This is a genomic window from Paraburkholderia sp. JHI2823, from assembly GCF_038900695.1.
In the GTDB taxonomy this organism is placed as follows: domain Bacteria; phylum Pseudomonadota; class Gammaproteobacteria; order Burkholderiales; family Burkholderiaceae; genus Paraburkholderia; species Paraburkholderia mimosarum.
In genome coordinates this window covers 1-466 of sequence record NZ_JAYMRY010000237.1, presented here as the reverse complement: position 1 = coordinate 466, position 466 = coordinate 1, and the positions used below count along the sequence as shown (strand labels likewise).

Genomic DNA, 466 nt, shown 5'->3' with positions numbered 1-466 from the left:
CCCCGTACAGGCACCCACCTGGCGGCGGTTGCTGAACCCTCTCCAGAACAGTTCGAGCACGAGGCGTGACGCTCCCACTTCGCCAATCCCTTTCAGATGCGCGAGAGCGTCGAGTCGCGGGCGCGCCAGCGACACCCGTTCGCATTCGCGCAACAGCCGCTCCCGCAATTCGGGCGGCAGCGGCGCGCCGTCATGGCACTTAACCTCGTCGCGGGAAAGCCGCCCGGCGAAGTTGCTGTGATCCACCTGCGTATTTCGGCGAAGCCGAACACGGATTTCGGTTGAAGTCGAACAGTGTTTCCGGAGGAACATGAACAGCCGTTTCGGTTGAAGTCGAATGGTTTCGGAGAATTCCGGAATTGGTGTTCGGTGCTCCGAAACGCGTGTTCATCTTCCCGAAATCGGTGTTCAGCCCGCCGAAATGCGTGTTCGGTGGACCGAAACGAAAGGTGCGGTTTCGGTTGGC

The 466-nt window shown here is 60.7% G+C and carries 1 pseudogene; it reads right to left on the bottom strand.

What is annotated here, in order from left to right:
- Nucleotides 1–249: pseudogene (locus VSR34_RS38475) on the bottom strand (IS110 family transposase); the annotation flags it as partial.
- Nucleotides 250–466 lie beyond the last annotated feature (217 nt).